Raw genomic sequence first — 23,922 nt, 5'->3', positions numbered from 1 at the left:
ACGTTTTTTTGAGGTATTTGAAAAGGCTATTTTTTAAACAAAATAGCTAAATATGGGCTTGACCTTCGGCTATTTTTGTTGCTAACGGGGATTTTTTTGCGCCACCAAACGCACCCAGTCACCTTCGCTTGTGAAAGGCTCAAAGTCAAAATGATAGGCATAGCAGGCGATGACTTCTTGTACTTGCTCAATCAATACGCCAGACATAACCAGCATACCGCCTGGCTTGCAAAAGTTGGTGATAACTTCGCTGAGTTCTTTTAATGGCGCTGCCAGAACATTTGCGACAACAATATCTGCCTCCAGCTCTGGTTGGTGTTGAGGCAAATACAAGCTGAGCTTTTCATCCACATTGTTGTTTTGCGCATTTTGCTTACTGGCCAGCAACGCTTGCGGGTCAATATCTATTCCAACGGCTCGTTGCGCCCCAAGCTTGAGTGCCGCAACCGCCAATATGCCGCTCCCACAGCCAAAGTCCACCACAAGCTTGTTGTGTAATGTTTGGCTGTCTAACCACTTTAGGCATAATGAAGTGGTGGGATGGGTGCCTGTGCCAAAGGCGAGCCCTGGATCGAGCTTTACATTGACAGCTTGGGGATCAGGCGCTTCTCGCCAACTTGGACATATCCAAAGACGTTGTCCAAATTGCATGGGGTGAAAGTTGTCCATCCACTCTCGTTCCCATTCGCGATCTTCTAGCTGGTCGAGGCGATAGTAAAAGCCCTCGTTAAAAATGTCATGATGTTTCAATTCATCAATGATGGGCAATAGGTTAACGTTTGCATCATACAGCCCAATGACTTGTGTATCGGGCCATAATAACACTTCACCGGGCTTTGGTTCGTAAACTGGGGTGTCTTTAGCGTCAATGAACGTGACCGCTTGAGCACCTAACTCGCTCAGAATATCCCCTAAAGGCTCCGCTTGGCTTGCTTTCACGTTTATTTTAAGTTGTTGCCAAGGCATTACGCTCACCCACTCGCTCTAAAACCATATTGTACCTTGTTCAAGTGGACAATATTTGGCAGATTTTAATCTTTCTTCTCATTTTCAAGCGCTTCAATTTGCGCCCATAACGCTTCCGCTTCGGCCGTTATCATTGAATATGTTTTGATATCGCCTTTGCGCTGCGCAAGCATTGCTTGTTCTAATTTCATGTCGTAGGTCTTTCGCAATTTTTTCGTAGGATCTGATTTAAACAAGCCAAACATAATAAAGGCCTCAAAGTTTCAATAGTTGCTGTACATAATTCTTCAGTGGACTATTTAATACAGTGACTTGTGTGGAATTGTTCACCGCGATCGCAGTTTTCAGAATATTAAGCAGTTGATTGAAGTGTGGGTTGTTGCCCGCTAAGAGCACCGTTAGTTTATCTTCGAGTTGGTATTGTTCATCACTGCTCAATTTAAACAATGCGCGTCGAACATAACTGCGCCATTCCGCTTCGTAGCTCACCTCTAAGCGTTCGGGGAAGTTTTGTAGATCTAAGACGTCCTGCTCTAAATTGACAATATCATCGTCGCGGTCCAATGCAAACCGATACAAAAAGAGGCTCAGTACATCACACTGCTGTAAATCCAACATCACATCATCCAAACCAACCAAGTAAAAATAATAACGAATTGGCTTGTTTGGTCAATCATCTCAAGTCAAATGCGGCGTAAATTTGTGCACAAAGTGTAATCGAAACGTAACATGGCACGCTGTTTACATTGGAGACGTGTCAGCAGGGTAGGTGGGTAGGTAGGATAATTCGGCCATCGATTGGTAATAACCAAGCAGATGGCCGAAGTGAAAGGCTTATTTTTCTTTTTCGAGCTTCTTTTCTAAGTAATGGATATTGGTACCACCGTTAAAGAAGTTCTCGTCGTCCATAATCCTCAATTGCAATGGAATATTAGTTTTAATCCCGTCTACCACCAGCTCTTTGAGTGCATGACGCATTCTAGCGATCGCTTCATCACGACTCTCGCCAAAGGTAATCAATTTACCTATCATCGAGTCGTAATAAGGTGGAACGGTATATCCAGAATAGATATGTGATTCCCATCTTACGCCTAAGCCGCCTGGGGCATGAAACATTTCTATTTTACCCGGGCTTGGAATAAAAGTGTCTGGATCCTCTGCGTTAATGCGGCACTCTATTGCGTGGCCGCGCAGTCTGATCTGCTCTTGTTCAATCGATAGAGGTTGTCCAGCCGCAATCCGCAGCTGTTCTTTGATCAAATCAACGCCGGTGACCATTTCGGTGACAGGATGCTCTACTTGAATACGGGTGTTCATTTCAATGAAATAAAACTCGCCGTTTTCATACAAAAATTCAAAGGTGCCGGCTCCGCGATAGTTAATTTCTATGCAAGCGCGACGGCAGCGCTCTCCGATTTTGTCGCGCATTTGCTGAGAAATACCCGGTGCTGGTGCTTCCTCGACCACTTTTTGGTGACGACGCTGCATTGAACAATCACGCTCACCTAAATGAATCGCATTGCCTTGGCCATCAGCGAGTACTTGAATCTCAACATGGCGAGGGTTCTCTAAGAATTTTTCCATGTACACGACGTCGTTGTTAAACGCAGCGCCGGCTTCTTGTTTGGTGGCGCTGATGGCGTTTTCTAACTCGTCTTCGCTTCTTACCACGCGCATCCCGCGTCCACCGCCACCACCGGCAGCTTTCACAATCATTGGATACCCAATACGTTTGGCGATAGCACGATTTTTTTCCATATCGTCACCCAGTGGACCATCTGAGCCTGGTACACAAGGAACGCCTGCCTTTCGCATTGCGGCAATGGCAGCCACTTTATCGCCCATCATATTGATGGTGTCTGCGGTGGGGCCAATAAACACAAAGCCGCTTTTCTCAACGGCCTCTGCAAAGTCAGCGTTTTCTGACAAAAAGCCGTAACCTGGGTGAATTGCAATAGCGTTGGTGACTTCCGCGGCGGCAATGATGCGCGGAATATTAAGATAGCTCTCTGAGGCAGGTGCATTGCCAATGCAGATTGATTCATCGGCTAATAGAACATGTTTTAAATTCCTGTCTGCCGTGGAGTGGGCCGCGACCGTTTTGATCCCCAGTTCTTTGCACGCCCTTAGTATTCTAAGGGCAATTTCGCCACGATTGGCGATAAGCACTTTATCTAACATAATGTAGCCCTTTTATTCGATGATAAACAAAGGCTGGTCAAATTCTACAGCAGCTTGGTTCGCAACAAGGATATCTTTTACAACGCCTTCACATTCAGCTTCTATTTGATTCATCATCTTCATCGCTTCAACGATGCATAACACGTCGCCTTTTTTGACGCTCTGACCGACTTCTACGAAGGCTTTTGATTCAGGAGATGAAGAACGATAGAAGGTACCTACCATAGGCGATTTAACTACCGTGCCGGTGACCACCGGTGCTTCAGGAGCCTCTACTGCTGCGGGTGCAACAGGCGCAGGTGCTGCAGCTGGCGCAGTGGCTTGTGGTACGTATTGTACCGACTGCGCGGTGGCACCACGGTGAATGCGCACAGACTCTTCGCCTTCGGTAATTTCTAGCTCAGCAATCCCTGACTCTTCAACTAATTCAATCAGTTTTTTTATTTTACGAATATCCATAGTGTCGCCTTATATAAGTTGTGTAGTAATAATTTATGAGTTTGCAAATGCATCAACTGCCAATTTATATCCGTTTGTGCCCAAACCGACGATGACGCCTTTGGCTATGTCTGATAAGTAAGAGGTATGTCTGAACGTCTCTCTTTGATAGACGTTTGACAGATGCACTTCAATAAATGGAATTTGTGTTGCAAGGAATGCGTCGCGTAGTGCAATACTCGTATGTGTGTATGCACCAGGATTGATAATAATACCGTCAACCTTGCCCATGCTTTGTTGCACAATCGTCACTAACTCATGCTCGGCGTTGGACTGCTCGCATTTTAAGACAATCTCATGTTGCATCGCATGCGCTATGAGCATCGACTCGACATCTTTAAGCGTTTCGCTGCCATACACCTTTGGCTCGCGTGTACCGAGCATATTTAAGTTAGGGCCATTGATTAATAGTAAATTCATTTAAAAAGTACTTATTTGTTTAGATTATGACGTGATCATGCGGTTTTCATAGAAAATGAAAAATCGAAACATAAACAAGCCAACATTTTCCAAGTGTGAACTATTTTCCAGAAAATAACACACTTTACTGCATATATTCAGCAAATTACTGGTCTAATCAGCGAAGTTAGCTCAAACTGTAAACAAATAATGTGGCGCGGCACTCAGTTGTTATACAAAGCGCTTATTTTTATTGAGCATAAGCTCATGACTTGAGAAATATGCAGGTGGACTATTGTTTTTTGTTAAATTTACTATACTTGTATAAAATTTCGCTTAATGCACTTGCTTTTTACTCAAATCGGTCGATACATCTATGGAGAAAAGAAATATAGGTGTAGAAGCCATTAATACTCAACTACCAAGTAATCTCGAGCAAACATACGCGTCTGATTTAAAAGAATTGGTCAAAGCGTGGTCTCGGGCGCGCGTGAGTAAAGGCTTAGAAGATGTCAAAAGCTTTCAAGAAAACATTGCTGAAGCACATCATAAATACAGCACTTTTCAGCTAGTTTCTTTAGCACATGTTTTTGAGACCATCGATACATGTTGTGATAGAGGCATAAGTCAACAAGTATCAGTTAGCAAGACCATATCAGACATTGATTTACTGATGAATCAATTGATTCGCTCAAACAAGGTGTCGCCAGATCCTTTTCTTGTGTGTTCAGCATCTAACAAAAATTCGCGGTCATTAGGTAGTGCTACCCTTCACAAAACCAAACGCATTGCTATCATTGACGATGAACGCTCCGTAGGTATGGCGATGGTAGCGACGCTTAAACAACTTGGGCTGGACCTAGAATATTTTGATTCGATTGCGGCGTTTGAAAATACTGAGCATGAAACCCCTCCAAAACTTGTTTTGCTTGATGTTGTTATGCCCAATGTCAGCACCGAAGAAGTATTTGAGTTTGCGGCTAGACTGATAGAGCAAGATATCAAAGTGATCAGTTGTAGTAGTAATTTTAGCTTTGAAGCGCGCTTACAGGCAGTACGTGCAGGCGTAAATGGATATGCAGTAAAGCCGATAAATCCTTATGATTTACTCGAGAAAATCACGCGAGCTTTGCAGGAAGGCTCAGATCAAACCTATCAAATTGTGTTACTAGACGACCAAGAGGCGATGGGAGAGTTCTATCGTGCAGTATTTTCCCGCGTTAACGTCGATTTTCATTTTTTCAGTACGGCCGAGTCTTTGCTTGAAGCGCTTGAACACCTTCAACCCGATTTGTTTTTACTCGATAAGGTGATGCCTAGCGTTAATGGCTTAGAAGTTGCATCGATGATTCGTCAAGAATCAAAGTTTGACTTTTCACCGATTGTATTTCTGACTGCCGACGAACAGTTAGATACAAAGTTAAACGTATTATCCCATGGTGCAGATGACTTAATCGCCAAAACCACGCCAGCGCCATTAATGCTTAGCCAAATTATGACGCGACTAGAGCGCGCTGCTTTCATTAAATCCTTTGTTTCAAAAGACCCGCTGACTGGCGTGCTTAACCATGGTCAAATAGTAGAGGCCGCTAGTCATCAAATGCAGATGTTTCAACGTAATAATTCTCAATGTACTTTGGCGTTAATTGACGTTGACCGTTTTAAGCAAGTTAACGATACCCACGGGCATGCCGCTGGCGATATGGTGCTCAATGGAATTGGACAAATGCTCAAAGCCATGGTGCGTGAAACCGACTATGTTGGGCGATATGGTGGCGAAGAATTTGTCATCTTATTTGTAGATTGTGATGTTCAACAAGGGTACAAAAAGCTTGAGGCGATACGTCAACAATGTTCGCAAATGAACTTTGTGCTTGATAAACCAGAGGTATCGGTGACGTTTAGTGGAGGCCTAGTAGCGCTCGAGGATCACGAGTCTGTGCCACTTGCAGTAAGTGAAGCTGACCGTTTGCTGTATTTAGCCAAAAGCGGTGGGCGCAATCAAACATTGTTTGAAGTGCCATCCAGCGCGAAGTGAGCATAAGGAGTGTTTAAAGGCGCGTGCCTTTGCTTACCTTTTCGACTGCTTTAGATAGAGCCACTCCCATATCATCTAGCGTGACAATCTGGTCAGTACCACCTTGCTCGACAGCTGCTTTTGGCATCCCATAAACAACGCAGCTTGCTTCATCTTGTGCCATTGTCAGTGCTCCCGCTTGTCTCAGCTCTACAAGCCCTTTTGCGCCATCTTTACCCATGCCAGTCAGTACTGTTGCGATAGTGTTAGTGCCAGCCACTCTCGCCAGCGAGGAAAACATCACGTCTACCGATGGCTTATGACCAGAGACTAGAGGCCCGTCCACAAGCCGAATACGATAATCAGCGCCGTGTCGCGTCACCTTAAGATGCCGATCGCCAGGCGCAATGTACGCGTTACCAGGCAATAATCGTTCGCCGTCTTTTGCTTCTGAGACTCTGATTTTGCAAAGTCCGTTGAGGCGCTGTGCGAAAGTGCGGGTAAAATTGGGGGGCATATGCTGAGTGATCACTGTTGCTGGGAAGGCAGGTGATAAGGTCTCTAATACTTGTCGAATGGCCTCGGTACCGCCAGTCGATGCGCCAATCGCAACGATGGTTTCTGTGCCTTGATAGTTCAGCGGCACAGAGCGTACTTTTAACAATGACGGTGCGCGCGCTTTAGGTTTTGAAGCAGCCGCCACCTTAATTTTTTCTATAATTTCTGCTTGATATGCGTCCATGCCTTTAGACACGTCAATTTTAGGTTTTGCGATAAAATCGATGGCACCTAGCTCAAGTGAGCGGATAGTTGCGTCAGCCCCTTTCTCAGTCAGAGTAGAAATCATCACCACCGGTGTAGGGCGGGCTTTCATTAAACGGTCTAAAAAGGTAAGCCCGTCGACTTTTGGCATTTCTATATCCAGCGTGATCACATCGGGTTTTAGCTGCATGACCATGTCTTTTGCTACAAACGCATCTGGAGCGGCACCTGCAAGCTCGAGGCCTGGAGCTTGGTTGATGATTTCGCTCAATAAGCTGCGGATCAGCGCGGAGTCGTCTACTACAAGTACGCGTATTGTCATGTATAAAACTCTCCTAGGGGCTTAGAATAAATCAACATCACCTGACGCAGGTGTTTGACTGACTTTGACACGGTACTCACTCTCACGCTCAAGAATGGTGGTATTGTGCAACGATTTGAGCTTACGCACTTTCACCTCTCCAGTAAGCGGGAAAAAGTAAATTTTTCTGGGGTATTCGCCCAATAAATCTTTTGCCACCACCCTGATATTCTCAGTGTCTAAATACTCTTCAACGAAAGCCGCGTTTTGTTCGCCCACACTATTAATTCTTAATTGTTTGAGCACGTTTCCACCGCCAAACACTTTGGCTTCTAGGCGTGATTTTGAGGCACCGAGTTTGATCATATGGTTGATGAGGACTTCCATTGCATATACGCCATATCGAGCAGAATCAGAGTTGACGTTTAAATGGTCTTTGTTAGCAGGCAAAAGAAAGTGATTCATGCCTGCGATGCGTAAAATAGGGTCTCTCAGGCATACCGACACGCATGAACCAAGTACTGTCACAATGAGTGTTTCGTCTTTTGTTGCAAAGTATTCACCAGGCAAAATTTTCACCGCGTCGAGATTGAAATTCTTATCGAAGTAACGATTGGGGGCCAAGTGCTCATTAAATACGACGCTCATGCTTACAGCCTCTTCGGTTGGTAAATTGTTTTACCTAAGGGTGTTAACAACTGACTGACATGACTAAAATTTTCAGAGTGCCCAGCAAAATACAGGCTGTCGTAGGCCATGTGTTTGATGATCTTCTTTAAAATCTCTAACTGGGTTTGTTTATCAAAATAAATCATGACATTACGACAAAAGACAACATCGAAGTCTTTGGGAACGGACCACTGGTCATCCATTAAATTCAGCTTTTGAAAGTGCAGCAGCTTTCGAAGTTCGGGTACGACTTTTACCTTCCCCGCATTGGCGCCTTTGCCACGATGGAAAAAGCGCTTTTTCATCTCAATATCAACGCCGTCTAACTGCTCTAGCTTATATTGTCCGGCACTGGCGGTGGCAAGTACTTTGCTGTCGATATCTGAAGCGATAATGGTTACCGGTATATCAAAGCGGCCTAGTGCTTCAACTGCGGTCATGGCAAGTGAGTAGGGCTCTTCACCGGTAGAAGACGCTGCGCACCATATTTTTAATGGGCGATTGGCCGCCTTAATATAACGTTTAAGGTAATCAAAATGATGAGACTCACGAAAAAACGACGTGAGATTGGTGGTTAACGCATTGATGAACTCTTCTTGTTCATCAATGTGCTGGTCTAAATACCGTAGGTACGTTTTAAAATCGGTCAGTCCAAGTGTGCGTATGCGCCTAGCCAGACGGCTATATACCATCGAGTCCTTGCTATCTGCTAAGTTAATGCCAGTGAGCGCTTTAAGCTTAGCGCGCACGACCTCAAAGTCGGCGCGCTGATAGGCAAAATCCTTTTTTTCCGGAGCTGACGTGGTCATCGCTTAAAAGCTTTCCCATTCATCTTCTTCAGAGATGGCTGGCATTGCCTTTTTCGCTTTAGATGGCATAGCAGCGGAACTCACAGAAGGTAGTTCGTCAAATTGTTGAGACAACAAATCTGGCTTGCTATGGGACACTTTCGTTTTGACATCCGTATCGCTAAGGGTAAATGTACCGACGCGCTGCGTGAGTTCACTCGCTTGCGAGCGCATGCTTTCCGCAGCCGCCGCCGCCTGCTCAACAAGAGCAGCATTTTGTTGGGTCATTTCGTCCATTTGCATTACCGCTTTACTCACCTCATCGATACCGCTGGCTTGCTCACTAGAGGCTGCAGCGATTTCTGACATGATGTCGTTAACGCGCTTAATCGATACGACAATTTCCTGCATGGTTTCCCCAGAACGATTCACCAAGGCGTTACCACTTTCGACTTTTGTGACTGAGTCAGAAATTAAGTCTTTGATGTCTTTTGCTGCGTTTGCACTGCGCTGCGCCAAGGTTCTTACTTCTGATGCAACCACTGCAAAACCGCGACCTTGTTCACCCGCTCGCGCCGCTTCTACCGCAGCATTCAAGGCTAGGATGTTAGTTTGGAAGGCAATCCCATCAATAACACCAATGATGTCTGATATTTTTTGCGCCGAGTCGTTAATTGAGCCCATTGTCGTGACCACTTGAGAGATAAGCTCTCCGCCGTTTGCCGCAACTTCTGATGCTTGTGACGCTAAGCCGTTAGCTTGATTTGCATTTTCAGCATTTAATCTAACGGTACTTGTTAACTCTTCCATACTCGAAGCGGTTTCTTCAAGGCTAGAGGCTTGTTGTTCGGTACGCGTTGACAGGTCAGCGTTGCCTTGCGCTATTTCTGACGATGCATTGCTAATCGTGTCGCTGGCGCTGCGAATCTGACTGATGACGCTTACCAAATTTTCGGTCGTGGTATTACAGTAATTTTTCAAATCATTAAACGTACCGCGATAGTCGCTTTCGACACGCTTAGTTAAGTTGCCCTCTGAAATTGCCAGTAAGACATTACTCACTTCATTTAGGCCGCTTTCAGTCGTTTTCATTAGTTGGTTTAAGCCCTGCACTAGTGTCAGCATAAAGCCATCTTTACCCTCTTCTTGAATACGTTGGGTAAAGTCGCCTTTCAAGCTTGCTTCTACGATATTCGCGACTTCGATTTCTGCTTCTTTCTCTTTGGTGCGGTCTAACCATTCCAATACGGTCCCGATTTTTTCGCCGTTTTTCCCATTAATTGGGCTAGCGGTGAGTCGGAAGTGACGCTTGCCAAGCTTGATTTCGCTGGCATGCTTATCTGAAAGACGCTCTATCATGCTCTTTTGATGCGACGGGTCTTTGTGGAACCTATCCATGCTGCCGCCAATGATTTGATCGGCATTAAAGTGCGGCATAGCCTGTTTAATATCCGATTCAGCACCTTTGAGCATCGCCATCACCGAGCGGTTCATATAAATAATATTATGGTCAGCGTCGGCAATCATAACGTTGGTGCTGGTGTTATCTAACGCCTCTAAGATGCGCGCTACTCTGCGCTCTTCTTCGTAGATGGCCGTCATGTCATGCCACTCAACGCTGTTACCTAGGTTGTTACCCTCTTCATCACGAATAGGGTTAATCATCAGTCTGAATGAGTACTTGCCTAATGTAAGCTTCGCTTCGTGGACGGTCTTTAACTGGTCTAAAATCGCATGTTGATGTGATGGCTTTTGGTGGAAGTCGTCTATGCGCACCCCTATAAGCTTATCGGCGTTAAATTGAGGTAAATCTTTGCGAATTTCTGGCTCACACTCTTTCAACAACTTGCGGGTCGATTCGTTCATATACACAATGGTGCGATCAGCGTCTGACATCATAAATGCAGTTGAACTACTATCAAGCGCTTGCTTCACTTTGCTAGCTTCTAGCGCGACCACTTGCGCTTGTTTGAGCTGTTCGCATAAGGTGGTAAGCTCTGCCTCAAGAATACCCATTTCGTCTTTGCGGTTAGCATTAAGTGATAAATCATAATCGCCTTTTGCGATGTGCTTAAATGCGCCAATCAAACCACTTGAAGAGCTAATTAATGAACGTACGATAATCGCACCAATCACAAGGCTGATACTCATTAACACAATAATAGAAAGGAGCGTCATGTTGCGAGACGACTTAATATCTTCAAGACGCTCGTCTAATACCATGTTAAGTGAGCGAATGTTGGCGTCGTGTAAATCATATAGTTGATTGATGACCGCAGAATAACGGCTAAAGTATTCGCCATTGTCAAACGAGCTTCTGTCTTTTTGAAGTATTTCGTTTTGCGTGAGTCTCTCAAGCTCGTCAACGCTTGCTTTGAGCGCAGCAGCCTGCTGATATGCGTTTTGAAATCTTTCGTCGGCTTGAGACGCTGAAAGCATATTGTATTCAAAATCTACCAAAGGTGACTGAATATTATTTAGATAAGCACTAACGGTGCTTTTTTGCGCTTCGGTAATTTCTGGGTTTGCAAGGATGCCAGCGCCTGAGCCGCGAAGTTTTCCTAAGTTGTCGGCTAAACGAGGCATATTTTGAAGATTAGCGATGATTATGTGATAACTTGCAGCAGCCGGGTCGTAGCTTAATAAGAAGTATTTAGACAGCTCTGAAATAAGTAAGTCAGCATCGGCAATGAGAGCAGAATGCTCGATAAACGATTCGCGTGGCGCAAACTGCCTAGCCCCAACCTTGGCTTTTATTGTGCCCCAAGTTGCTTCTAAGGTGTTGAGTCTTTGTTTCAAGGAGTTAGTTTCAGTACTGTCGTTGATGGCATCTTTGACACGTATAAATTGTTGATCAACTTCAGAGCCTTTAGCACTTAATGACGAAGCAATGGAGGTGTCGCCACCAAACAAGCTTGCCGACATTCCGCGGTGCTCAGCCAGCACTTTTTTAAGTTTTACCATGGCTGTAGTGGGCGCAATACCCCTAAGCTCTTGTTCGGTAGAAGCTTGCGAATCGAAAGATAGCTGCGTGTAGTAATAGCTAGGAAGTGCTAGCCCTGCTAGCGCTAGTATTGCAATAATACTCATTTTTGCATGCAGTTTGATATTGTCAAACCAAGATAAAATTTTCATCTTACTCGTGCTCCACTTTGGTGCTGGGGTCAAAAATTCCTAACTCATCACTTGAGATAAGCTTTTGGATATTCACTAAAATAATCATCTGTTCGTTGATGGTGGTGAGGCCGTGCAAATACGCACTGTCAAACGCAACACCAAATTCAGGGGGCGGTTTAATTTGTTCGTCGTTAACTTTGATGACATCACTGACTTCGTCTACTACGATGCCCACGATGCGATCGCCAATCATCAGCATGATCACAATGGTAAATTCATCATAGGTGGCCTGACCTACTTCAAATTTCAGGCGTAAATCAATAATAGGGACAATATCACCGCGTAAATTTAGCACGCCTTTTATGTAAGGCGGTGAGTTTGCGATTTTGGTGACATTTTCATAACCGCGAATCTCTTTTACCGTCATGATGTCGAGCGCATAGTTTTCGTCGCCTAACACAAAGGTAAGGAACTCTTGCTGCTCTTCATTGGTTATTGGTTCGGCCGCGCTGGTGTTAGCTCGCAAGGGGCACCTCCTGTTTACTTGGTGTTTTGATTTCAGCGGCAATTGACTCGATATCCAAGATCATCGCGACACTGCCATCGCCCATAATGGTTGCACCGGCTACACCCGGTACTCTGCGGTAATGTTGTTCAAGGCTTTTGATAACCACTTGTTGCTGGCCTTCTAGGTCATCTACAAGGATGCCAAAGCGCTTTCGGCTAGTCTCGACTAGCACCACAATGGCATTAGATACATCTGTTTTAGCGCCATCTATTCCCATTAGCTTATGTAGCTGTACAAGGGGCCAATATTCACCACGCACCCAAAGTACTTCATCGTTGGCGAGCGTTTTCAATTGATCTTTTGTAGGCTGCATAGATTCAATAATATTCGTCAGCGGCACCACATATGTTTGTTTGCCGACAGAGACACACATACCATCTACAATGGCCAAAGTGAGTGGTAAGCGAATTCTAAAAATTGAACCTACGCCTTGGTGGCTTTCAATTTCTACCGAGCCGCCGATGGACTCAATGTTACGCCTTACAACGTCCATGCCTACGCCACGACCAGAGACATCGGTAACCGCTTCGGCGGTAGAAAAGCCAGGCTCAAAAATCAGTGGCCATACGTCGGCGTCTTCTATGTCTTCGCTAACATCTAACCCGTTTGCCATCGCTTTTTCTAAAATCTTGTCGCGGTTTAAGCCGCCACCATCATCGGTAATGCTAATGACAATACTGCCGCCGCGCTGCTCTGCATTTAAAATAACCGTGCCGTTGGGGGTTTTCCCCGCCGCTTCTCGCACATCTGGCATTTCTACCCCGTGATCAACGCTGTTTCTGATCAAATGGGTAAGCGGGTCAACGAGCTTTTCTATCATGCCTTTGTCGATTTCCGTTGCGCCACCTTCAATAATCAGCTCAACGTCTTTACCTAACTTATCTGCCAAATCTCTGACCACTCGCGGAAAGCGGTTAAAGGCAAAAGACATCGGCAGCATACGCATCGACATCACCGCTTCTTGGATTTCTCGGATGTTTCTTGATAGCTCGCCAATAGCGCCTTCTAGCTTTTCTTCAGTCTCGCCGTGGACTTCTTTACCCACGATTTTGATCATCGATTGCGTGATCACGAGTTCGCCCACTAAGTTGACAAGAGAATCAATTTTCATCGTGTCGACGCGAATTGAGCTTGCGTCTTTGGTTTCGCTTTTAGGCTTGCGAGCTGCCGGTTTTTTCGATTTTGGTGCAGGTTTTTCTACTTTATCTGCACTTGGTTGGTCGACAAAAAAGCCAAATGAATCGTTATCATCTTGAGCGTTTGCCTGATTCGTCGTAGCACTGTCGGTTTTTTGACTATCTTCTTCATCTTCAAAGAAGCCATATGCACTCTCCTCGCTTTCGTTTTCGACGGGTTCAAAAAAGCCAAAAGCGTCATCGTCATTAGTGACGGCGTTTTCGAATAAACCAAAACCTTCAATGTCATCTTTGTTTTGAGGTTCGTTTGCGTCGTTTGGGGCTTCATCGGTGGGTTTAAGCAGTTTTTCTAGGGCGATAGTGCCGCTTTCGATAGTGCTCCAATCAATGTCTTCTTCGTTTTGATAGCAGGCGAGTATGCCTTTGAGGGTATCGACGGTATTGAGCAGTTGGTCAACAATGACTTTTGTCATTTCCAGCTCATCTTTGCGCGCTAAATCAAGAATGTTTTCCATTACATGAGTTAGCCCTGTCAACGCATCAAAACCAAATACACCGCTTCCACCCTTTATGGAGTGCGCGGCTCTAAAGATGCTATTTAAGTCTTCGATGTCAGGCTCATCTAATGAGAGCTCCATCAGAAGATGTTCCATATCATCTAAGTGTTCGTGGCTTTCTTCAAAAAATACTTCGAAGAATTGACTCATGTCTACAGACATAGAGATAACCTCTTATGGTAAAACTTTTGATGCAACTGCGAGTAATTTTTGCGGGTCGAAGGGCTTCACCATCCACCCAGTTGCGCCAGCAGCGCGACCTTGTGCCTTCATTGCATCACTCGCCTCGGTAGTTAACACCACGATAGGCGTGCTGCGATAAGCACTTAGTCCTCTTAACGATTTTATTAAGGTCAGTCCATCCATGCGAGGCATGTTTTGGTCGGTGATCACAAAGTCATACTGCATGCGCTTGCATAAATCTAATGCCGCTTGCCCGTCTTCCGCTGTGGTAACCTGATAGCTAGCAGACTTGAGCGTAACCTGTACCATTTGTCTAATGGAGGGTGAATCATCTACCACTAATATATGTTTACTCATTATTTAAAACTCTCTTTGATAACAACAGACGTTTGATTACCCGGTGGGGTGATCGTGACTGATTTACACAACTGCTCAATTAATGAAAGCCCTCTACCTGACAGGGATTCATCATCCATTACCGTTGATGCCTGTAGGTCATAGCCAGGCCCAGAATCGATAATGTCAAACTTCATTTCTTTACTGACTTCACAATACTCAAACTGCATGGTGATCTTTTCTTCATCACCAATGGCTATCAGCCGCTCTTCTTTGAGCATTAAATATTCAGCAAAACCGGCGTAATCTGTTTTCAGTTTTGAATCTAACTTTAATATACCGTGATCTATTGCATTGCTGATGAGCTCTGCAAATACAGTGAAGGCACGCTGCCGCAAATCACCCGACACATCAACACTGCGCATTAAATTGTCAAACCAGCCTACGATGTCGGATCTGCCAATTAATCCACCTTCGACTAATATTGATGCACATACCTTGCCAGATTTATTATCACGGATGATTAAATCGGTGTTGGCCTGTTTATCTAAAAGCTTTTTAACCTCCACATCACAAATCGATAAATCATCTTGTAACTCCTGCATCTCATTAAATACGCTAAAGTGATTAACGATGTGGCTCAACAAAGGCTCAGTACTTTTATTGTTTTCGATAAGTTGCGTCACCCGATGCATGCCAAAAGGCTCTTTTTGAGGGTTTTCTTGTTCAACTAAGCCATCACTGAAGAAAAATAGATTTTTGATAGAGTCTGCCTCCAACGTGATAATGTTAGGGTCGAAGTCTTCTGGCTCAAGAATGCCAAGGGCCATAGTCGTTGACGGGTGGCGATGGGTTTTATGGTTAAAGTCCAATGCAATCACATCTGGCATACCACCATTGAACAAATGAATCTGTTGAAGGTAAAAGTTTACCTCTACGCCAATGAGCGCCACAAACTTGTCATCCGGTAGGTCAGAACACAACTTCTTATTCGCCTCATGCACAATGTGAGCTAGCGACAGGCCTTTTTTTATCATCGCCTTTATTGTGGCAACGAGCGGCAAAACACTGATTGCTGCGGCAAGCCCATGCCCAGTGGCATCGGCTAAGATCACCATGCGATTGCCGTTAGGTGAAATATCACTGATAAACAAATCGCCATTAAACGTGCTTGATGCTTGCAAGTAAGTATTGATATGTTCAATATCATTGTGAGCCGCCGAGGCGACGTGCTCGTAAACATATCTAGCTAATTCCTCCTCCTGAGCTTGTTTATCGAGTAAGGCATTTAGCTCATAGGCTTGTCTTGCGAGCTGTACTTCTTTGTCATACACCGATTTAACGCGTTGCATTTTTTGCCACAACAAGTCCAGTGATAATGGTTTGGCTAAAAAGTCATCAACGCCGTACTCAAACGCCTCCAACATGTTATGTTGTCTATGGTCAGCGGTGATCATAATGATAGGAAGTGAACGCCCGCTTTGGTTGACCGTCTTGAGTTTTTCGATGCAATGAATACCATCGCCATCGGGCAAATGATTATCAAGCAATACAAAATCAAAATGAGAGCTTTTGACTTGGAGTGTTGCATCACTGATGGTTTCGGCTACAACCGTAGTGCAGTCGTTGCCTTCTAAAAAGGTTTGTAGAATTTCAGCAAACAAACTATCGTCTTCAATGATGAGCACGCGCATTGTGTAGGCCTTATCGCTTACGCAATATCAAATAGTTTGTCAAAATTCGCAATGGTCAGTATCTCTAGAGCATTGGCTTTAGCATTGCGTATACGCACATTAACGTTTTGCGCTTTTGCTTTCTTTTGCAATAACACCATCATGCCTAATGCCGAGCTATCAAGATAGCTAACGCGGCTGAAATCAAGGGCAATCTCTTTTACACCGGCTACCGCTAGCAGCGCTTGATACTGCTCAGTAAACTGCTTGTGGTATGCAAAATCGAACTTTTCGGGTATTTGTAGTGCTTTTTCGCTCATGTTCGCTTCCTAAGTAATATTTAAAATAATTCAATTTCGCCCGAGGCCATGCTGGTCGCAGATACTGGGTTGCTGCTGTCACGCTTGCGCGACTTGATTTTTTCTAGATAGTCGTGCATTTCAGCGCTGATGCTTTCAATATTTTGCGGCGTAAGATGTTCGATGTGCTCTCGTACAAATGAGATGGTCTCGAGTGTAAACGCTAGGTTTTGACCGTTGATATCGCCAAACTGCAAGCCTCTAATCGCTTGAGACAGCGCGTTATCCAAATCATTTGAAACCTTCTCAAGACCTGCAGTCACTTTTGCGTCGGTCTCAGCTTTTTCGATAATACTTGCGAGTGCTTCATTAATTTCTTTTTTGGCATCGATAACGTAACTCACATCGTAACTGGCTAGGCGTCCTACCTCACCGGTTAAGCCTTCGATGCGCTCCGACATTGATTTAAGCTGCGCTTGAATGGCGTCACTGAATTGTGATGAGCGATTGGAAAGTGAGCGCACCTCATCTGCAACTACAGCAAACCCGCGACCGTGCTCACCTGCTCGTGCCGCTTCAATGGCCGCGTTTAGCGCCAGTAGGTTGGTTTGGTCAGCAATGCTGTCTATGTCTTTTACTGCCTTAAGTACCTGCGGAACCGATTCATATATTTCAGTTACTTGGTCGAGTAAGGCCATAGACGATGCAGACATATCTACGGTTGATTGAATGAATTTATCGAGGGTGTCGGATGTGCTGTCAGCAAAATGACGCATGGTGTCGCTGTAGAGTTGATCGTCATTTCCAGCAAATCGAATCAATGTTTGGATAGTATCGCTCTGAGATTTTACGAGTGCTTGAAGGCGTTCAAAACTTTCACTTAAGGTATACACAGCGTCATCTTGTGTGCTTTTGATGCCGCTGATGTTCGATTCGCTCTCTTTTAAAGTGGGCAAAATCTCGCTACATAAGGCTTCAAATTTATCAAAGGTGAAATTACTAACAGGAACCTTTGCCGCTTCTATCTGTGCTTTTACAAGTTGTTCATGTCTTTTGCTAAGCAGCAGTGGAAAGGCAACAAGTGCCGACGCCATTAAGGTAAAACCTATGTACCCATAGCCAAAAACCAATAGTAAGGCAGACACAACAATTACTGAAAGTAATGGCAGCCAAGTTTGTATAGATAGTAAACGCGTATGCATGTTTCTCGCCTTGTCAGCATAGCAAAAGGCTTCTGTAAGCATGGCAGGGCGTGGCGATATCTTCTTTATTAGCTAGATGCTTATGGTCAAACATGAAAGCGTTAGTCAGATATGCAGGTATCAAACCTTGCAAACAGAAACTTGTTCGGTCTTAAGGTTATCGTATGGAAAAGCGAAAAGTTTAGAGGGATCTTATATAGAGTGAATCATTATCGAGCGCAAATTGCTCGATAATGATTTGATACCGAAGTGTGTTTTTCCGTCGAGCTTAGTTCAACGCGCGATTGATGTGATTTGCAAACGCGTCGGCTTTCATAAATCCTGTCACCCGGCTTTGTGAAAGTTCACGGCCGTTTGCATCAAAAAACAAAATAGTCGGTAAACCTAGCACATTAAACTCTTCTTGAAAGGCAAGGTTTACAGGTGTGTTATCGGTTAAGTCAATCTGCATCCATACCGTTTCGCTCAGCGCATCTACCACGGCTGGGTCTGGGAAGGTGTATTTTTCAAACTCTTTACACGCGACACACCAGTCGGCATATAGGTCTACCATCACTGATTTACCTTCGGCGTTTGCCGCGGCTAACTTTTGGTCGAAGTCATCTAAATCTCTGACCATAATAAATTCAGGGTGCCCCTTGCCTTGAACCGCTGAACTTGGCGCACTGGAAATCCCGGAAATGAGTTGCCCACCTAAAATACCATTGGTCTGAAGTGCTTGAAAGGTATAGAGCACGGAGCCCACAAAACCCACCATAACCACTAGCGAGCGTACGCCTTTTGCGAAGCTTGTTTGGGTGTCTTGGTTCATGGTGTAGAGATAAGCAAACAGACCTAAGCCAAGGGCTGCCCACAAGAGCTGCGTCCATGGTGCTACGAAGATGCGTTCAACAAATAGAATCGCCACGGTAAGCATCATAAAGCCAAAGGTAACCTTGATAACGTTCATCCAGTTGCCGGCCTTCGGGAGGAGTTTCCCGCCAGTCATGCCAAACAATATAAGCGGAATGCCCATACCAAAACTTAAAGCATAAAGTGCCGAGAACCCAAATATCAGTGATTCAGATTGTGCAACAACGAGTAACACTGCGGTAAGCGGCGCTGTTGTGCAAGGTGACGCAACCAGGCCAGAAATCACCCCCATGATAAATACGCCAACAAGGTTGCCAGATTTTTGTTCGTTACTAAGGCCGTTTAGCTTTTCTTGCCATTTAGACGGCAACTGAATCTCATACGCTCCAAACATGGCGAACGCCAACCCAATAAATAAAATGATAAACACGCCTAGTAACACAGGGTGTTGTAGCATGGCTTGGAACTGCACGCCCGCGGAGGCGACGATTAAACCCAAAATACTGTAAGTGATCGCCATCCCTTGCACGTACACAAACGATAGAATAAACGCTTGTGAAAGTTTGATTTCTTTTTTGCCTTTACCAATAACAATGCTCGATAGAATGGGATACATGGGATACACGCACGGTGTAAAGGCAAGGCCAATACCGAGCAACAATAATAACCCTAAGCTAAGCGCTAAGCTCTCATCAGACAGCAAACGCTCTGCTAAGGTAAATTGCTGAGATACAGCGCCATCGTTTTGGGCAGTATCTGCAGAGGCATCGTCAGTGGCGCTTCCGGTGGAGCCATTTGGTAAATACTCATCTAAAAAGATGACTTTGGTAGTGGGTGGGTAGCAAAGCCCTGCTTCCGCGCAGCCTTGGAATCTTAGTTTGACTTGACCGTCTTGAGCCGTTTGAATAATAGGATAGCTAACTTCCATATCGTAAAAGAACACATCTGAGAGGCCAAAAAATTCATCTTCTATGGTTTCATGTGCGGGGTATACAGGTTCGCCAATGGTGGCGTTGCGTGTCACAGTTTGAAATTGCTTTTTATAAAGGTAGTAGCCTTCGGCAATGTCCCATTTAACAATCAGTTCACCGTCTTTTTGCTCAAAGTCGAAACCAAAAGCCTCGTCGACTTTTAAAAACGTGGGTGAGTCAGCAAAAAGAGATTCGGGTGTTTGTTGCGCAACGGCAAAATTGAGCCCAAACAGGAAGAGAAAAATCGACGTGCATGCTGCAAGCCAAGGGCGAGTGAAGGTGTGTTTCAAACTCAACGACATTAAACTGCTACCTTAAATTATGTGTACGCGCAATGAGACCGGAAAACATTGAATTCGCTTTCACAATTGGGGTCTATATTATTGCAAGTTATGCCCAGCGCTTGTAGATATCTTTATCGGTAAGCGTTTGGATCAGTATCCTATTGATTCTACTAGAGTATGAATAGAGATTGAATAATAGCAATTCATACCCCATTATTTATTTTAACTAAGGGAGCGCTGTTGCTCTCAAAACGTTCATAAAGGCAATCATAGTTTTGTTGATACTTTTTTTACTTTTCGCTGTTCTACCCATTGCTGAAATCATGTTGATCATCAATGTGTCTGACAATATTGGTGGCTGGAATACTTTCTTTATTGTTATTTTTAGCGCAATCATTGGCGCCTACTTTGTGAAGCGTGAGGGCTTAAGTACCTTGCAACAAGTACAAGCGAAGTCCGCGGCGGGCGAGCTGCCGGGTAAAGAAATCAGCGAAGGTTTGTTGCTATTGATTGCCGGTGCCCTGCTAGTAACGCCAGGGTTTATTACAGACATCATTGGCTTATTGTTTACTATTCCATTTACACGAGGCCCGATCGCGGCGGCCATTGTAAAACGCTTTATGCTGCATCAAGCAAAGCAGACAAATGTGCACTTTTCTTTTCATCAACAGCAATATCATCAGCAACAGACCCATCGTCAAACTGACGATGAAGAGGGGGAGGTGATTGACGGCGAATATCGTGACAATACCCCAAATGATGAAAAAGACCGGTTAAATTAGGTTTTTTCACAATTTTTATAAATACGCCCCTTGAGTTTGTATTGAGCAACCCCACTTAGCTTTGCAGTTAAAGAATTCATGTCAATTATGGCGTGGTAACCTACTCACATAGAGTTTTATTAATACTAATCTTTATTGGAATTTTCAGGAGATTTGAAAATGGCAATTCGTCCTTTACACGATCGCGTCATCATTAAGCGCGAAGAAGTAGAAAGCAAGTCTGCAGGTGGCATCGTGCTTACCGGCTCAGCAGCAGAAAAATCAACCCGCGGTAAAGTTATCGCAGTGGGCAATGGGCGTTTACTCGACAATGGCGAAGTAAAAGCCCTCGACGTAAAAGTTGGCGACTCTGTGATTTTTAGTGACGGCTACGGCGTGAAAACTGAGAAGTTAGACGGCGAAGAAGTCTTGATCCTGAGCGAAAGCGACATTCTAGCGGTTGTTGAATAAGTTCAACGGTCCTATCGATTTAACCTTGTAAAGATTTAGAGGAATATAAACATGGCAGCTAAAGAAGTTCGTTTTGGCGACGACGCTCGCACAAAAATGCTAAAAGGCGTTAACGTTCTTGCTAACGCAGTAAAAGTAACCCTAGGCCCTAAAGGTCGTAACGTAGTATTAGATAAATCATTTGGCGCACCTACCATCACGAAAGATGGTGTATCTGTGGCGAAAGAAATCGAGCTTGAAGATAAGTTTGAAAACATGGGTGCGCAGATGGTGAAAGAAGTGGCGTCTAAAGCAAATGACGAAGCAGGCGACGGCACCACTACTGCTACCGTATTAGCACAGGCTATCGTCACTGAAGGCTTAAAAGCGGTTGCAGCGGGCATGAACCCAATGGACCTTAAGCGCGGTATCGACAAAGCGGTTGCTGCAGCGGTTGAAGAACTTAAAAAGCTATCGACTGAGTGTGCCGACAGCAAGTCAATTGCACAGGTAGGTACTATCTCTGCAAACTCTGATTCTGTTGTGGGCGACATCATTGCTCAAGCAATGGAAAAAGTCGGTAAAGAAGGTGTTATCACGGTAGAAGAAGGCCAAGCACTACAAAACGAATTAGATGTAGTTGAAGGTATGCAGTTTGACCGTGGTTACTTATCACCTTACTTCATCAACAACCAAGAAAGTGGTTCTGTTGAGTTAGACAGCCCTTACATCTTATTGGTTGACAAAAAAGTATCTAACATCCGTGAATTGCTACCAACCCTTGAAGCAGTCGCAAAATCTTCTAAGCCGCTCTTGATTATTGCAGAAGACGTTGAAGGTGAAGCGCTAGCGACATTGGTAGTAAACAACATGCGCGGCATTGTTAAAGTGGCTGCTGTTAAAGCACCTGGTTTTGGTGATCGTCGTAAAGCGATGTTACAAGATATTGCTACGTTAGCAGGCGGTACTGTTATCTCTGAAGAGATTGGTCTTGAGCTTGAAAAAGTGCAGCTAGAAGACTTAGGTACTGCCAAGCGTGTTGTTATTACCAAAGATAACACAACGGTTGTTGACGGAGCTGGTGAGCAAGACGCGATCGAAGGTCGTTGCAACCAAATCCGCGCTCAGATTGAAGAGTCATCTTCAGACTACGACAAAGAGAAGCTTCAAGAGCGTTTGGCTAAGTTAGCCGGCGGTGTTGCGGTAATCAAAGTTGGCGCAGCGACTGAAGTTGAAATGAAAGAGAAAAAAGCACGCGTTGAAGATGCATTGCACGCAACACGCGCAGCGGTTGAAGAAGGCGTAGTCCCTGGTGGCGGTGTGGCACTTGTTCGCGCGGCAGCTAAGTTGATTGAAATGACAGGCGACAACGAAGACCAAACTCACGGTATCGTGATGGCACTTCGTGCGATGGAGTCTCCACTTCGTCAAATTGCTGCGAACGCAGGCGCTGAAGCATCTGTTGTAACAAATGCTGTGAAAAACGGTGAAGGTAACTTCGGTTACAATGCTGGTAACGACACCTACGGTGACATGCTAGAGATGGGTATTCTTGACCCAACTAAAGTAACGCGCTCTGCTTTGCAGTTTGCAGCGTCTATTGCTAGCTTGATGATCACCACCGAAGCGATGGTGGCGGAACTGCCAAAGGAAGACGGTCCGGGCATGCCTGATATGGGCGGCATGGGTGGAATGGGCGGCATGATGTAAAAATGTGCATGCCCATGCATAGCATTGTTTAACTTACAGTGTGACAAATTAAAAACCCGCAAAATGTGTATTTTGCGGGTTTTTTTACGCTTGGCCCAGGCGTATGGAACCAATGATAAGAATATTACGACCCTTTGTCTTGCCTTGGAAAACAAATATCAGTCAAATTGGTAATAAAGAAGGGAAAGTAATCATCGGTGCCAAAAAGGTTACCTGCTTCTACATGAAAGGGAATGCAAAACCCATCTACTTTACGAAAGTCTGAAAGGACTGCGCCAAATGGTTGCAGACGATGCATGCGCTCAGGATTAGCATTGCTCCAGCGCTGGAACTCACCGCGAATTGGTTGTCCGTCTTGGTCGACGGTGATGTCGACGGTTTGTACCATTTTGGCATGGCTCATTGTGTACCGTGCGGTGTTCTCATCGACGGCTTCCCATGTCACGTTAGGACCGGGCAGAATTGCCGCTGGCGTCCAAAATGCTGCTTCTGCAGCATAACGACCAAATGCTGAGCGCGCATGATCTGCGTCTCCCCCAAATCGGGCAACTGGGACAAGCCCAGCTAGCCAGAATCGCGTCCAGTTTCCTGAATCAGAGCCTGCAATTTGCATGAGCCCCTTTGCGCCCGACATCTTCCATACGAACCCATACGGTGGCGCCAACAATTGCATTGCGCGCATATCCATATAGTTTGGCGCACTCTTCGTACCAAGGCTAAATTTGCCTACCATCTGAATCTGGGCGACTGTGTATAGTGAGGTACCTTCTGTAATCGCAAACGCGAAATAGCGCCGTGCTGGCTCGGGAAGCTCGGCAACCATAGATAGCGAAAATCGCTTAGGTTCGCTGGGCTGCATCTTTGTTAGCCGCTTAATTTCTTTATGATCAGCAAAATGATCAAGCTGTCGCCAAAGAAGTAAAGGCAATACAACAATAACCACAATAAATAAGCCAATAATAAACAAGGTTGTCATTTTATCGTCTCACCGTAAGGATATGATTTATATCAAACCATCAATGTCTTTAAAGCCAATGTGTCACAACGCATTGGCGATACTTAGTTTGCCGAATATAAGCGTTAATATAATAGAAGTTAAAAAAAACACTTTGACTAGCATCAATAATGATTTCGGTAGTTATTTACATCGTGAAGCATTGCTTTCGTTGTCTTGTTCCTTGCGATGCTATTTGCTTGATGAGTTTGCCGATGCGTACTTTTCAAAAACGATGTTTTATTTTG

22 protein-coding genes are annotated in these 23,922 nt (G+C 44.8%); 4 read left to right on the top strand and 18 right to left on the bottom strand.

The genetic code is table 11. The features are described 5' to 3' along the window. Nucleotides 1–81: 81 nt before the first annotated feature. The 6 genes from prmA to aroQ form a co-directional block, all read right to left on the bottom strand. A complete protein-coding gene (gene prmA, locus KJ365_RS10860) occupies nucleotides 82–966 on the bottom strand; it encodes a 50S ribosomal protein L11 methyltransferase (RefSeq protein ID WP_214451677.1) in 885 nt (294 codons plus the stop codon). A 65-nt stretch (nucleotides 967–1,031) separates the two neighbouring features. Then, complete coding sequence (locus tag KJ365_RS10855) at nucleotides 1,032–1,211, bottom strand: DUF6435 family protein (protein WP_214451676.1); 180 nt, start codon at nucleotides 1,209–1,211, stop codon at nucleotides 1,032–1,034. Nucleotides 1,212–1,221: 10 nt separating this feature from the next. Next, entirely contained in the window at nucleotides 1,222–1,584 is a 363-nt protein-coding gene (locus KJ365_RS10850) for a hypothetical protein (protein ID WP_214451675.1), read from the bottom strand. Nucleotides 1,585–1,800: 216 nt separating this feature from the next. After that, on the bottom strand, nucleotides 1,801–3,147 hold the full coding sequence (gene accC, locus KJ365_RS10845) for an acetyl-CoA carboxylase biotin carboxylase subunit (RefSeq protein ID WP_214451674.1): 1,347 nt from the start codon (nucleotides 3,145–3,147) through the stop codon (nucleotides 1,801–1,803). A gap of 12 nt (nucleotides 3,148–3,159) precedes the next feature. Beyond that, entirely contained in the window at nucleotides 3,160–3,606 is a 447-nt protein-coding gene (gene accB, locus KJ365_RS10840) for an acetyl-CoA carboxylase biotin carboxyl carrier protein (protein WP_214451673.1), read from the bottom strand. Between the two features lie 33 nt (nucleotides 3,607–3,639). Beyond that, on the bottom strand, nucleotides 3,640–4,065 hold the full coding sequence (gene aroQ, locus KJ365_RS10835) for a type II 3-dehydroquinate dehydratase (RefSeq protein ID WP_214451672.1): 426 nt from the start codon (nucleotides 4,063–4,065) through the stop codon (nucleotides 3,640–3,642). A gap of 355 nt (nucleotides 4,066–4,420) precedes the next feature. On the opposite strand from aroQ, the gene KJ365_RS10830 reads away from it, so the two are divergent. Continuing rightward, complete coding sequence (locus KJ365_RS10830) at nucleotides 4,421–6,082, top strand: GGDEF domain-containing response regulator (RefSeq protein ID WP_214451671.1); 1,662 nt, start codon at nucleotides 4,421–4,423, stop codon at nucleotides 6,080–6,082. Between the two features lie 13 nt (nucleotides 6,083–6,095). On the opposite strand, the gene KJ365_RS10825 is transcribed toward KJ365_RS10830, so the two are convergent. The 11 genes from KJ365_RS10825 to KJ365_RS10775 all read right to left on the bottom strand — a co-directional run bounded on the left by KJ365_RS10825 (nucleotide 6,096) and on the right by KJ365_RS10775 (nucleotide 19,777). Beyond that, on the bottom strand, nucleotides 6,096–7,145 hold the full coding sequence (locus KJ365_RS10825) for a protein-glutamate methylesterase/protein-glutamine glutaminase (RefSeq protein WP_214451670.1): 1,050 nt from the start codon (nucleotides 7,143–7,145) through the stop codon (nucleotides 6,096–6,098). Nucleotides 7,146–7,166: 21 nt separating this feature from the next. Next, on the bottom strand, nucleotides 7,167–7,772 hold the full coding sequence (gene cheD / locus KJ365_RS10820) for a chemoreceptor glutamine deamidase CheD (RefSeq protein WP_214451669.1): 606 nt from the start codon (nucleotides 7,770–7,772) through the stop codon (nucleotides 7,167–7,169). A gap of 2 nt (nucleotides 7,773–7,774) precedes the next feature. Further along, nucleotides 7,775–8,602: a CheR family methyltransferase gene (locus KJ365_RS10815; RefSeq protein WP_214451668.1), complete on the bottom strand. Its 828-nt coding sequence runs from the start codon at nucleotides 8,600–8,602 to the stop codon at nucleotides 7,775–7,777. 3 nt (nucleotides 8,603–8,605) lie between these two features. Further along, complete coding sequence (locus KJ365_RS10810; protein ID WP_214451892.1) at nucleotides 8,606–10,597, bottom strand: methyl-accepting chemotaxis protein; 1,992 nt, start codon at nucleotides 10,595–10,597, stop codon at nucleotides 8,606–8,608. A gap of 1,120 nt (nucleotides 10,598–11,717) precedes the next feature. Beyond that, nucleotides 11,718–12,224, bottom strand: coding sequence for a chemotaxis protein CheW (locus KJ365_RS10805; protein WP_214451667.1), 507 nt, complete (start codon nucleotides 12,222–12,224; stop codon nucleotides 11,718–11,720). Beyond that, entirely contained in the window at nucleotides 12,214–14,121 is a 1,908-nt protein-coding gene (locus KJ365_RS10800) for a chemotaxis protein CheA (protein WP_214451666.1), read from the bottom strand. The genes KJ365_RS10805 and KJ365_RS10800 overlap by 11 nt, the downstream gene beginning before the upstream one ends. Before the next feature lie 12 nt (nucleotides 14,122–14,133). Next, on the bottom strand, nucleotides 14,134–14,499 hold the full coding sequence (locus KJ365_RS10795; RefSeq protein WP_214451665.1) for a response regulator: 366 nt from the start codon (nucleotides 14,497–14,499) through the stop codon (nucleotides 14,134–14,136). Further along, nucleotides 14,499–16,172, bottom strand: coding sequence for a fused response regulator/phosphatase (locus tag KJ365_RS10790; protein WP_214451664.1), 1,674 nt, complete (start codon nucleotides 16,170–16,172; stop codon nucleotides 14,499–14,501). The genes KJ365_RS10795 and KJ365_RS10790 overlap by 1 nt, the downstream gene beginning before the upstream one ends. A gap of 17 nt (nucleotides 16,173–16,189) precedes the next feature. Further along, a complete protein-coding gene (locus KJ365_RS10785) occupies nucleotides 16,190–16,471 on the bottom strand; it encodes an STAS domain-containing protein (RefSeq protein ID WP_214451663.1) in 282 nt (93 codons plus the stop codon). A 20-nt stretch (nucleotides 16,472–16,491) separates the two neighbouring features. Beyond that, entirely contained in the window at nucleotides 16,492–17,148 is a 657-nt protein-coding gene (locus tag KJ365_RS17095; protein ID WP_502793488.1) for a methyl-accepting chemotaxis protein, read from the bottom strand. 772 nt (nucleotides 17,149–17,920) lie between these two features. After that, entirely contained in the window at nucleotides 17,921–19,777 is a 1,857-nt protein-coding gene (locus tag KJ365_RS10775; RefSeq protein ID WP_214451661.1) for a protein-disulfide reductase DsbD, read from the bottom strand. Between the two features lie 257 nt (nucleotides 19,778–20,034). On the opposite strand from KJ365_RS10775, the gene KJ365_RS10770 reads away from it, so the two are divergent. The 3 genes from KJ365_RS10770 (at nucleotide 20,035) to groL (ending at nucleotide 22,680) form a co-directional block, all read left to right on the top strand. Beyond that, nucleotides 20,035–20,541 (top strand): FxsA family protein, encoded by a 507-nt coding sequence (locus KJ365_RS10770; RefSeq protein ID WP_214451660.1) that lies wholly within the window; start codon nucleotides 20,035–20,037, stop codon nucleotides 20,539–20,541. A gap of 159 nt (nucleotides 20,542–20,700) precedes the next feature. Further along, nucleotides 20,701–20,991 (top strand): co-chaperone GroES, encoded by a 291-nt coding sequence (locus tag KJ365_RS10765; protein ID WP_214451659.1) that lies wholly within the window; start codon nucleotides 20,701–20,703, stop codon nucleotides 20,989–20,991. 51 nt (nucleotides 20,992–21,042) lie between these two features. Next, entirely contained in the window at nucleotides 21,043–22,680 is a 1,638-nt protein-coding gene (gene groL, locus KJ365_RS10760; RefSeq protein ID WP_214451658.1) for a chaperonin GroEL, read from the top strand. 124 nt (nucleotides 22,681–22,804) lie between these two features. Here the strand turns inward: groL and KJ365_RS10755 are convergent, their stop codons facing one another. Next, entirely contained in the window at nucleotides 22,805–23,656 is an 852-nt protein-coding gene (locus KJ365_RS10755; RefSeq protein ID WP_214451657.1) for a DUF6544 family protein, read from the bottom strand. Nucleotides 23,657–23,922: the final 266 nt, after the last annotated feature.

Origin of the sequence: Glaciecola sp. XM2, assembly GCF_018595715.1 — a bacterium.
Taxonomy (GTDB): Bacteria; Pseudomonadota; Gammaproteobacteria; order Enterobacterales; family Alteromonadaceae; genus Glaciecola.
Note: the sequence above shows the minus strand (reverse complement) of the source record. Positions and strands in the feature narration are given on the sequence as shown.

Excerpts from the sequence above, each read along its gene's own strand:
- KJ365_RS10825 (WP_214451670.1), bottom strand. The coding sequence starts at position 7,145 with ATGACAATACGCGTACTTGTAGTAGACGACTCCGCGCTGATCCGCAGC.
- prmA (WP_214451677.1), bottom strand. The coding sequence starts at position 966 with ATGCCTTGGCAACAACTTAAAATAAACGTGAAAGCAAGCCAAGCGGAG.
- KJ365_RS10785 (WP_214451663.1), bottom strand. The coding sequence starts at position 16,471 with ATGAGCGAAAAAGCACTACAAATACCCGAAAAGTTCGATTTTGCATAC.
- KJ365_RS10795 (WP_214451665.1), bottom strand. The coding sequence starts at position 14,499 with ATGAGTAAACATATATTAGTGGTAGATGATTCACCCTCCATTAGACAA.
- KJ365_RS10810 (WP_214451892.1), bottom strand. The coding sequence starts at position 10,597 with ATGGGTATTCTTGAGGCAGAGCTTACCACCTTATGCGAACAGCTCAAA.
- KJ365_RS10755 (WP_214451657.1), bottom strand. The coding sequence starts at position 23,656 with ATGACAACCTTGTTTATTATTGGCTTATTTATTGTGGTTATTGTTGTA.
- KJ365_RS10775 (WP_214451661.1), bottom strand. The coding sequence starts at position 19,777 with ATGTCGTTGAGTTTGAAACACACCTTCACTCGCCCTTGGCTTGCAGCA.
- KJ365_RS10815 (WP_214451668.1), bottom strand. The coding sequence starts at position 8,602 with ATGACCACGTCAGCTCCGGAAAAAAAGGATTTTGCCTATCAGCGCGCC.
- accC (WP_214451674.1), bottom strand. The coding sequence starts at position 3,147 with ATGTTAGATAAAGTGCTTATCGCCAATCGTGGCGAAATTGCCCTTAGA.
- KJ365_RS10855 (WP_214451676.1), bottom strand. The coding sequence starts at position 1,211 with ATGTTTGGCTTGTTTAAATCAGATCCTACGAAAAAATTGCGAAAGACC.
- KJ365_RS10790 (WP_214451664.1), bottom strand. The coding sequence starts at position 16,172 with ATGCGCGTGCTCATCATTGAAGACGATAGTTTGTTTGCTGAAATTCTA.
- groL (WP_214451658.1), top strand. The coding sequence starts at position 21,043 with ATGGCAGCTAAAGAAGTTCGTTTTGGCGACGACGCTCGCACAAAAATG.
- KJ365_RS10765 (WP_214451659.1), top strand. The coding sequence starts at position 20,701 with ATGGCAATTCGTCCTTTACACGATCGCGTCATCATTAAGCGCGAAGAA.
- KJ365_RS17095 (WP_502793488.1), bottom strand. The coding sequence starts at position 17,148 with ATGGCCTTACTCGACCAAGTAACTGAAATATATGAATCGGTTCCGCAG.
- aroQ (WP_214451672.1), bottom strand. The coding sequence starts at position 4,065 with ATGAATTTACTATTAATCAATGGCCCTAACTTAAATATGCTCGGTACA.
- KJ365_RS10830 (WP_214451671.1), top strand. The coding sequence starts at position 4,421 with ATGGAGAAAAGAAATATAGGTGTAGAAGCCATTAATACTCAACTACCA.
- accB (WP_214451673.1), bottom strand. The coding sequence starts at position 3,606 with ATGGATATTCGTAAAATAAAAAAACTGATTGAATTAGTTGAAGAGTCA.
- KJ365_RS10800 (WP_214451666.1), bottom strand. The coding sequence starts at position 14,121 with ATGTCTGTAGACATGAGTCAATTCTTCGAAGTATTTTTTGAAGAAAGC.
- cheD (WP_214451669.1), bottom strand. The coding sequence starts at position 7,772 with ATGAGCGTCGTATTTAATGAGCACTTGGCCCCCAATCGTTACTTCGAT.
- KJ365_RS10850 (WP_214451675.1), bottom strand. The coding sequence starts at position 1,584 with ATGTTGGATTTACAGCAGTGTGATGTACTGAGCCTCTTTTTGTATCGG.